Below are 8019 nucleotides of genomic sequence, written 5' to 3'. Positions count from 1 at the left end.
CCGCCAGACGGTCGAACCCGTTCCGAGGGCCACGCAGAACGCCACGGCCGGGCGGTGGTGGCGTTCTGCGTGGCCCTCGGAACGGGTTCGACCGTCTGGCGGAATACCCCCGGGGGGTATACCGTTGCGACTCGTGAGCCCGGGGAGCCGGGCGCACCCTGGAGAGGGACGGCACGGAAAAGGGAACGGGGACGACGGTCATGGACCACACGGCACACGCACACCACACCGGCGCCGAGCACGGCCACGAGGGCCACGGGCACGGCCACGAGGGCCACGGGCACGGCCACGAGGGCCACGGGCACGGCCACGAGGGCCACGGGGGCCACGGCCACGGCGTTGTGACCTGGGGCGCCGCGGCGAAGGCCACGCTCCACTGCCTCACCGGCTGCGCCATCGGCGAGATCCTGGGCATGGTCATCGGCACCGCCCTGGCCTGGGGCAACGTGCCGACGATGATCCTGGCCATCGTGCTGGCCTTCGTCTTCGGCTACTCGCTGACGCTGCTGGCGGTCCGCCGCGGCGGCCTGGACCTGCGGGCGGCGGTCAAGGTGGCGCTGGCGGCCGACACGGTCTCGATCGCGGTGATGGAACTGGTCGACAACGGCATCGTCGCCCTGGTCCCGGGCGCCATGGACGCGCACCTCGACGAGGCCCTGTTCTGGGCGGCGCTGCTGGGTGGCTTCGTCATCGCCTTCCTGGTCACCACCCCGGTCAACAAGTGGATGATCGGCCGCGGCAAGGGCCACGCAGTGGCCCACGCCTACCACTGAGCCGCTCCTGCGGATGCGCCGCGCGCCCCGGGGCGCCATGCTGGATGCCGACACAGGGGGCCACGGCTAGGAGGGCCGAGATGTCGATGATGGACAAGCTCAAGCAGATGCTGAAGGGCCACGAGGACAAGGCCGGCCAGGGCATCGACAAGGCGGGCGACTTCGTGGACGACAGGACGCAGAACAAGTACCAGAGCCAGGTCGACACCGCCCAGGACCAGTTGAAGCGCCAGCTCGGCACGGACCGCCCCCAGGACAACCCGCCCCGCACCTGAGGCACCCGCACCTGAGATCCACCACCCAGGCCCCCGCGCCCGCACCAGCTCCGCGCGCGGGGGCCGCGGTGCGTCCGCGACCTGAAGGTCGCGGGGTTCAGGCCGCGGAGCGGAGGGCGTTGACGAGTGCGGCGCCGCGTTCGGCGTCGTCGACGCTCACGGCGAACTCGGGGCCCGGCACGCACTCACCCTCGGCGATGGCGCGCCGGATCGCTCCCGCCCGGGCCCCGACAGATCCGGATCTGGACAATAAACAAGCCCCAGGTCGCTGACCTGGGGCTGTGCAGGGGAGCGGCCGCGTACGGGTCCTGACGGCCGGTGCGGGCATCTGCCTGCTGCCTGCTGCGGTCGGCCGCCGCGGGCAGGGGCGTCCTCGCCTCAAGCATGCTCCGGGGGCGTGCCGGCTTCGGCGGCGCGGCGGTACTCGGCGTTGATGCGCTGAGCCTCCTCGAGCTGGTCCTCGAGGATGATGATGCGGCAGGCGGCCTCGATCGGGGTGCCCTGGTCGACGAGCTCGCGGGCGCGGGCGGCGATGCGCAGCTGGTAGCGGGAGTAGCGGCGGTGGCCGCCCTCGGAACGCAGCGGGGTGATCAGGCGGGCTTCGCCGATGGCGCGGAGGAAGCCCTGGGTGGCGCCGATCATCTCGGCGGCCCGGCCCATGGTGTAGGCGGGGTAGTCGTCGTCGTCGAGACGGTCGTACGAGTCGTCTGCTGTCATGGGCACCTCTCCGTGAAACGCATAGAGGGGCCCTGGTGCCAGTACTGGCACCAGGGCCCTGAAGGAACTACTACACCACCTGCCGGCCCTGATGAAGCGCCGGCCTTCTGTGTCCGCACCCCCGGCATGGTGGTTGCCGTCGGTGCGGGGATCGCAGCTGCTCGACCGAAGACCACCTCGCTATCGATGTCCCGCGGTACCCGGACTCCAGACTTCCGTCCGGGCGATCCTGATGGCGCCGTGTTCCTCCGTTCCTTCCTCGATGATCGACTTCTCCTGCTGCTTGCCGGCCGTTCGTCTCCGCCAGCTTCTGCCGTCTCTTGTGGTTACGAGAGAAAACATACCTCAACCACGGCCTGATATCTACTCCGGTGAACATAGATTTTCGTGTCCCGGCCGGGTGGACAGTCGGCTCCTGCCGCCGGACGGCGGCCTTCCGCCCGGTAGGACGACCTGTGGACGGGGCGGGGTGCCCCGTAGGATCGGGTGTCATGTCGAAGATTGACGAGCTGCTCGTCGACGTCGCCAGGCTGGTGGAGTCCGGGCAGAGCAACCAGATGTCCCTGACCGTCGTGACCGGGGGCGCTGTCATCACCGGTCGCCTGGCCCCCGAAGCGGTGTGGCGGCAGCGGGTCGCGGAGGTCCTGGCGGACTCCGACCGGCTGGCCGAGTTCTCCGCCGTCTTCGCGGCCGCGGCGGCGAAGGACGGACCGCCCACACATCTGCACTTCCACCTGGCGCGGATCCTCCAGGGCACGGTGGGGATCCCGGAGACGGGCGGGATGTACCGCGTCTCGATCGCGGACATCAGCGCCTGGACCATGGGCGACGTCAGCTACTCCGACCACTGACCCACGAAAGGACCCCACCGGCAGACGTGCCGGTGGGGTCCTTTTCGTGCAGCGACGGGTGTCAGCTCATCCGCCGAGGGAGGCTGCGACAGGTGAAGCCGAGTCGGGTCATGGCGCGGACGACTTCACCGGCCGTGAAGTCCCGGCGGTCCTGGCCTGTGACGACCTGGCCGACCTGCTTGACGGGGTAGGCGCGGCGACCGATGATCACGGACTCGCCGGTGATCTCCTCGGGTTCGGCGCCCTTCATGGAATCCAGGACGCCGGCCTTGGTGAGGTCGAAGGGGAAACGGGCGATGACACAGCGCACGATGCCTCACAAGGAGAGACGGGAAGAGGGAAGGCCGGCTCAGGTGCGGGGGGCCGTGGAGGAGGCGGACGGCCCGTGAGGGGAGAGGTCGCGCAGCCGGAGCTGGTCCGTGTAGGCGGCGCTGTCACGGACGGTGGTGAGCTGGGCCCCGGTCACCAGGCCGGTGCACTGATCGTCGTTGTCGCAGACGCGCAGGTGGCCGGTGTGGGCCCCGGCCATGACGGCCAAGGCCACTTCCACGGTCATGTCGTCGCAGACCTGCGGTGGGGCCGAGCCGTTCGTGCATGTGGGGTTCAATTCAGAACCTTTCGTGGTGCGGCACGCTGAATGGAATGCGAGAGCCGCGCGGTTCGCGCCTGGGTGCAGAAATACATACGGCTGGGGCCCGCACCCCGAAGGATGCGGGCCCCAGCCGTGCATGACGCGTCAGATTCAGGCGGGAACGATGTTCTCGGCCGTCGGACCCTTCTGGCCCTGCGCGATGTCGAAGGATACCTTCTGCCCCTCCCGGAGCTCGCGGAATCCCTGGGTCGCGATGTTCGAGTAGTGGGCGAACACGTCAGGGCCGCCACTCTCCTGCTCGATGAAGCCGAAACCCTTTTCCGCGTTGAACCACTTCACGGTGCCAGCAGCCATGTCATATCTCCTTGGGGCAGTGCAGCAGAACCCGCACTTTACGGATTCTGTGTCGCCGCGATGATGCCCCGTCCGGAAAATGACCGGAATGCAAAACACTTCGGTTTTCGGGTACCAAAACTGCAACTGATTCGACAGTAGCACGCCGGTGCAGTCCGCGCGGGTTCGGTTTTTTGCTCCGTGTGTCGCCGGTAAAAACTCTCCCGGGGGCGCCGGTCAAAATCTCTTCCCGCGAACCCAGATATCCGCACATTCGTCATGCAGGACGAGCGATCGCCCCCGGTGCCCGTGACGGCACCGGTCTTCCGGTCGTTGTCGGGGCGCATCCTTTCCGCGGCGTCGGCGGGCGGTCGCTGCGCCGGAGCGCACCCGTGTCGAGCGAGGGGGGCACATGCCCAAGGAACGCCTTGATCCCGCCCTGCTCAGGCTGTGTGGCGTTCTCGCTGTGGGTGCCTTCGCCCCGCTGCTCGACAGCACGATCGTCTCCGTCGCGGTCGACGCCCTCGCCGACGACCTCGGTGCCCCGACGACGACCGTGCAATGGGTGAGCACCGCCTACCTGTTGGCGTTCGCGATGGTCATGCCGGTGAGCGGCTGGGCCGGGGACCGGTTCGGGACGCGGCGGGTCTGGCTGGGCGCGCTGGTCCTGTTCTCCGTCGGCTCCCTGCTGTGCGCCTGCGCCTGGAGCGCCGGGTCGCTGGTCGTGTTCAGAAGTGTGCAGGGGGCCGGTGGGGGACTGATGATGCCGGTCCTGCAGACCATCGTCGTCCGGGCCAGCGGTGGCCGACAGGTCGGGCGGCTCGTCGCGGTCGTCTCGCTGCCGGCTCTCCTCGGCCCGGTCCTGGGACCGGTGTGCGGCGGGCTGCTGCTCGGGCATCTCGACTGGCGCTGGATCTTCTTCGTCAACCTGCCCGTCTGCGTGCTCGCGCTGTTCCTCGCCTGGCGAGGTGTGCCCCCGGATCCCCGGCAGCGGGCTTCCCGCCTCGATGTCGTGGGGCTGGTGCTGGTCTGCCCGGGCCTGACCGCGCTCGTGTACGGGCTCTCGCAGTGCGGCGGCCAGGACGGTGCAGGAGGAGGGCGTGTGCTCCTGCCGGTGGCGGCGGGGGTCGTCCTGGTCGTCGCGTTCGTCGGACGGAGCCTGAGGAGCGGCGCGCCCCTCATCGACATGCGTCTGTTTCGGCTGCGTTCCTTCGCCGCGACGTCGGTGCTGATGTTCGTCGGTGGTTCGACCATGTACGGCGGGATGTTCCTGCTGCCCCTGTACTGCCAGCTCGTGCTCGACAGGGGCGTCGTCGCCACCGGTCTCCTTCTCGTGCCGCAGGGCGTCGGCGCGCTGGCGGCGCGGGTGGCGGGCGTGCTCACCGACAGGATCGGGCCCCGTCCGGTCGTGGTGACCGGTCTGCTGCTGAGCGCGGTCGCGACGTGGCCCTTCGCCACCTCGGTGGGTGCGGGCTCGGTCATCGCTGCCGCCCTGTTCTTCCGTGGTCTCGGTACCAGCGCCGTCAACCTCGCCGTCACGGTCGGCGCCTATCGGGGACTGGACGACTCCCAGGTGGCGGACGCCAGCACCACGACGCGCATCCTCCAGCAACTCGGCGGCTCCTTCGGCATCGCCGCCCTCGCCGTCCTGCTCCAGCGCGGGGGCCACACCGCCCAGGCCTTCGCCCAGGCCTTCGGCCTGACGACCGCCCTCGCCCTCTGCGCCGTCATCGCGGCCGCACTGCTGCCCGGTCACCGCACCGCGGCCCCGGCGCCTCTGGTGCCGGGACCGGTCAGATGATCACCCGTCCCGTGACCTATGCCCGCACGTCCCTGTTGACCGGGCATGAACGTTGAGAGGATCCGTCACCTCACCTTCGACGGCTTCGGCTACCGGTGCCGGATCGTCGAGAACGCCGCCCCGACCACCGAGCCCGTCGTCGTCCTCGGCGGCGCTTTCCAGGACATGTACGCCTACCAGCGGCTCGAAGCGCGCTGGGCGGCGTCCGCGACCGTCGTCAGCGTGGACCTGCCGGGATCGGGCGCGGCCGACGTGCTGCCCGCCTCGTACGACTTCGACTTCCTCACCGGCGCGCTGGCGGACCTGCTGGACCAGCTGGGCGTGGGGCGGGTGAACCTCTTCGGGGCCTCCTACGCCATGCCGATCGCCTACGGCCTGGCCCAGAGGCATCCTGAGCGCGTCGCCCGCCTGGCCCTGGTGGGCGCCGCTCCCGTCTACCCGCCCGACCAGCGCGCCGCGCTGCGGACGATGGCCGACGCCCTGGAGTCGGGTGACGCCGGAGCCTACGCCCGTATGAGCATCGCGGCCCTGCTGTCCCCCGCCGAGCGGGAGGTCCACAAGCGCGCGGTCGTCACCCGCGTCCTCGCCCGCACGATGGGATCGGTCACGCAGGCCGACATCCCCCGGCATCTCGCCTCGACCTACCGTGTCATCGACTGGCAGGGGGTACGGCCGGGGGGCGTCCGGGACGTTCCGGCGCTGGTCTTCACCGGGGAACACGACAGCCTCACCCACCCCGACCTGGGACGCGAGGTCGCCGCCACCATCGCCGGAAGCGTCTTCACCCTGATCCGGGGCGCCGACCACCTCTGCCATCTCGAACGGCCGTGGGAGATGTCCGACCTGCTGGATCGCTTCTTCACCGATCGATCCCTCGACGACCTGCCGTACGTCACCCCCCTCGAACACCACGCCAGGCCGGCCGCCCTGGTCCCGTGACGGCTCCCCGGCGCCCCACGGCCACCGGTCCGCCACCGCACTCCTGCCGCCCACCTCTCAAGGGACACCGATGTCCGACCTCCGGCCCGAGACGGCCGCGACGCCCGAGTCCGCCGACCACGGCTTCGTCACCTACACGGACGCCCTCCTGCGCACCCTGGCGCGCCGTCCTGCCCTGCCGGTGATCATCTGCCCCGACCGTCGGCGGATCACCGCGGGCGAGCTGCGCGACAGCATCCACCGGCTCGCCCGAGAGCTGATCGCGCGCGGCGTCCGGCCCGGGCGGACCGTCTCCCTGCTCACCGGCAACACCCCTCAGGCGCTCGTCGCGCGCTACGCGGCCAACCTGGCCGGGGCGCGCGTGACACCCCTGTACGACGGGCTGAACGCGGACGCCCTGGCACACCTGGTGGACGTCGCCGACACCGAGCTGCTGCTGGTCGATCCGACCCGGTACGCGGACCTGGACCGGCTGGAGCCACTGGTCCACGTGCCGATGCTGGCGACGCTGGGCCCGCATCCCCGCGCCGACGACATCTGCGCGGCTGCGGCCGGGCAGCCGCCTGCGCCCGTCACCGTGCCCGTCGGCGCCGACGACGACTGGTGCATCCGGCACACGGGCGGCACCACCACCGGCCTGCCGAAGAGCCTGCAGATGAAGCACGGCCCGTACCGCCGCACCCTGGACCACCTGTGCTCCCTCGTGGGCGCCCCGCCTCGCTATCTGGCATGTACGCCGCTCACGCACATCGCGGGACTCTGGGCGGACGTGGCGCTCCTCCAAGGCGGATCCGTCGTCCTGCAGCCCGCGTTCGATCCCGGCGAGGCCCTCGCGGCGATCGAACGCGAGCGGATCACCCGGCTGTTCCTCCAGCCGCCCCTCCTGCACCAGCTCCTCGATCATCCCGCGCTGCCCGCCACCGACCTCTCCAGCGTCCGGCAGGTCACCTACGGCGGCAGCCCCGCGTCGACGTCCAGGCTGCGGCAGACCGAAAGCGTCTTCGGCAAGGTGCTGCACAGCTGGTACGGACAGAACGAGACGCTCGGGCTCACCGAAGTGGGCCCCGAAGAGCACGACCGCGTCGGCCGGCACGGACAGATCACCGTCGGCCGCGCCATGCCCGGCGTCGAACTCCGCGTCGTCGACCGGCACGGCAGCGTCCTCCCGAGCGGCGGCGAGGGCGAGATCCACGCCCGCGCCCACAGCGCCATGAACGGCTACTGGAAGCAGCCCGAACTGACCGCCCGGGTGCTGCACGACGGCTGGGTGCGCACCGGCGACATCGGCTACCTCGACGACGACGGCTACCTCTTCCTCGCCGACCGGGGCCACGACACGATCACCGTCGACGGCACCCGGGTCTACCCCAGCGAGATCGAGGAGGTGCTGACGGCCCACCCCGCCGTCGCCCAGTGCGCCGTCTTCGGCATGCGTCATGACGACACGGTCGAGCACGTCCACGCCGCCGTCGTGCCCGCCCGCGGCCACAGCACCGACGTCGACGAGCTGCGCCGCTTCGTCGCCGCCCGCACGAGCGATCTCCACGTCCCCCACACGTTCCACGTCCTGAAGGCCCTCCCGCTCAGCGGCATCGGCAAGCCCGACAAGCACGCACTCCGCCGGGCACTCTCCTGAGCGAAGCGATCTCGACAACCGTCCCCGCTACCGCAGGTCGTGGTGGCGGGGACGGTTGTCGAGATCGCTTCGCTCAGGAGAGTGCCCGGCGGAGTGCGTGCT

The 8019-nt window shown here is 70.5% G+C and carries 11 protein-coding genes; 6 read left to right on the top strand and 5 right to left on the bottom strand.

The annotated features are described in order from the left end of the window. Window positions 1-200 precede the first annotated feature (200 nt). Window positions 201-773 (top strand): DUF4396 domain-containing protein, encoded by a 573-nt coding sequence (locus tag EF918_RS28820; RefSeq protein ID WP_125651866.1) that lies wholly within the window; start codon window positions 201-203, stop codon window positions 771-773. A gap of 80 nt (window positions 774-853) precedes the next feature. Continuing rightward, window positions 854-1048, top strand: a complete 195-nt coding sequence (locus tag EF918_RS28815) for an antitoxin (protein ID WP_125651865.1) — start codon at window positions 854-856, stop codon at window positions 1046-1048. A 97-nt stretch (window positions 1049-1145) separates the two neighbouring features. Here the strand turns inward: EF918_RS28815 and EF918_RS37330 are convergent, their stop codons facing one another. Together EF918_RS37330 and EF918_RS28810 are read right to left on the bottom strand one after the other, a co-directional pair. Next, window positions 1146-1298 (bottom strand): hypothetical protein, encoded by a 153-nt coding sequence (locus EF918_RS37330; RefSeq protein WP_185921968.1) that lies wholly within the window; start codon window positions 1296-1298, stop codon window positions 1146-1148. A 128-nt stretch (window positions 1299-1426) separates the two neighbouring features. Next, the gene (locus EF918_RS28810) at window positions 1427-1765 is read right to left on the bottom strand and encodes a MerR family transcriptional regulator (RefSeq protein WP_125651864.1); all 339 of its coding nucleotides are present in this window, start codon (window positions 1763-1765) and stop codon (window positions 1427-1429) included. 491 nt (window positions 1766-2256) lie between these two features. Here EF918_RS28810 and EF918_RS28805 point away from each other — a divergent pair, with 491 nt between their 5' ends. Further along, window positions 2257-2616 (top strand): hypothetical protein, encoded by a 360-nt coding sequence (locus EF918_RS28805; RefSeq protein ID WP_125651863.1) that lies wholly within the window; start codon window positions 2257-2259, stop codon window positions 2614-2616. 61 nt (window positions 2617-2677) lie between these two features. Here the strand turns inward: EF918_RS28805 and EF918_RS28800 are convergent, their stop codons facing one another. The 3 genes from EF918_RS28800 to EF918_RS28790 all read right to left on the bottom strand — a co-directional run bounded on the left by EF918_RS28800 (window position 2678) and on the right by EF918_RS28790 (window position 3562). Continuing rightward, window positions 2678-2926, bottom strand: coding sequence for an SCO5918 family protein (locus EF918_RS28800; protein ID WP_125651862.1), 249 nt, complete (start codon window positions 2924-2926; stop codon window positions 2678-2680). Window positions 2927-2965: 39 nt separating this feature from the next. Beyond that, window positions 2966-3172: a hypothetical protein gene (locus EF918_RS28795; protein WP_260610773.1), complete on the bottom strand. Its 207-nt coding sequence runs from the start codon at window positions 3170-3172 to the stop codon at window positions 2966-2968. Between the two features lie 186 nt (window positions 3173-3358). Beyond that, on the bottom strand, window positions 3359-3562 hold the full coding sequence (locus EF918_RS28790; protein ID WP_125651860.1) for a cold-shock protein: 204 nt from the start codon (window positions 3560-3562) through the stop codon (window positions 3359-3361). Between the two features lie 391 nt (window positions 3563-3953). Here EF918_RS28790 and EF918_RS28785 point away from each other — a divergent pair, with 391 nt between their 5' ends. The 3 genes from EF918_RS28785 (at window position 3954) to EF918_RS28775 (ending at window position 7917) form a co-directional block, all read left to right on the top strand. Next, the gene (locus tag EF918_RS28785; RefSeq protein WP_125651859.1) at window positions 3954-5342 is read left to right on the top strand and encodes an MDR family MFS transporter; all 1389 of its coding nucleotides are present in this window, start codon (window positions 3954-3956) and stop codon (window positions 5340-5342) included. A gap of 45 nt (window positions 5343-5387) precedes the next feature. Beyond that, on the top strand, window positions 5388-6281 hold the full coding sequence (locus tag EF918_RS28780) for an alpha/beta fold hydrolase (protein ID WP_125651858.1): 894 nt from the start codon (window positions 5388-5390) through the stop codon (window positions 6279-6281). 70 nt (window positions 6282-6351) lie between these two features. Beyond that, window positions 6352-7917 (top strand): class I adenylate-forming enzyme family protein, encoded by a 1566-nt coding sequence (locus EF918_RS28775; RefSeq protein ID WP_125651857.1) that lies wholly within the window; start codon window positions 6352-6354, stop codon window positions 7915-7917. Window positions 7918-8019 lie beyond the last annotated feature (102 nt).

The organism is Streptomyces sp. WAC06614 (assembly GCF_003949795.1).
Taxonomy (GTDB): Bacteria; Actinomycetota; Actinomycetes; order Streptomycetales; family Streptomycetaceae; genus Streptomyces.
Note: the sequence above shows the minus strand (reverse complement) of the source record. Positions and strands in the feature narration are given on the sequence as shown.

Excerpts from the sequence above, each read along its gene's own strand:
- EF918_RS28790 (WP_125651860.1), bottom strand. The coding sequence starts at position 3,562 with ATGGCTGCTGGCACCGTGAAGTGGTTCAACGCGGAAAAGGGTTTCGGC.
- EF918_RS28780 (WP_125651858.1), top strand. The coding sequence starts at position 5,388 with ATGAACGTTGAGAGGATCCGTCACCTCACCTTCGACGGCTTCGGCTAC.
- EF918_RS28785 (WP_125651859.1), top strand. The coding sequence starts at position 3,954 with ATGCCCAAGGAACGCCTTGATCCCGCCCTGCTCAGGCTGTGTGGCGTT.
- EF918_RS28805 (WP_125651863.1), top strand. The coding sequence starts at position 2,257 with ATGTCGAAGATTGACGAGCTGCTCGTCGACGTCGCCAGGCTGGTGGAG.
- EF918_RS28775 (WP_125651857.1), top strand. The coding sequence starts at position 6,352 with ATGTCCGACCTCCGGCCCGAGACGGCCGCGACGCCCGAGTCCGCCGAC.
- EF918_RS28810 (WP_125651864.1), bottom strand. The coding sequence starts at position 1,765 with ATGACAGCAGACGACTCGTACGACCGTCTCGACGACGACGACTACCCC.
- EF918_RS28795 (WP_260610773.1), bottom strand. The coding sequence starts at position 3,172 with ATGACCGTGGAAGTGGCCTTGGCCGTCATGGCCGGGGCCCACACCGGC.
- EF918_RS28815 (WP_125651865.1), top strand. The coding sequence starts at position 854 with ATGTCGATGATGGACAAGCTCAAGCAGATGCTGAAGGGCCACGAGGAC.
- EF918_RS28820 (WP_125651866.1), top strand. The coding sequence starts at position 201 with ATGGACCACACGGCACACGCACACCACACCGGCGCCGAGCACGGCCAC.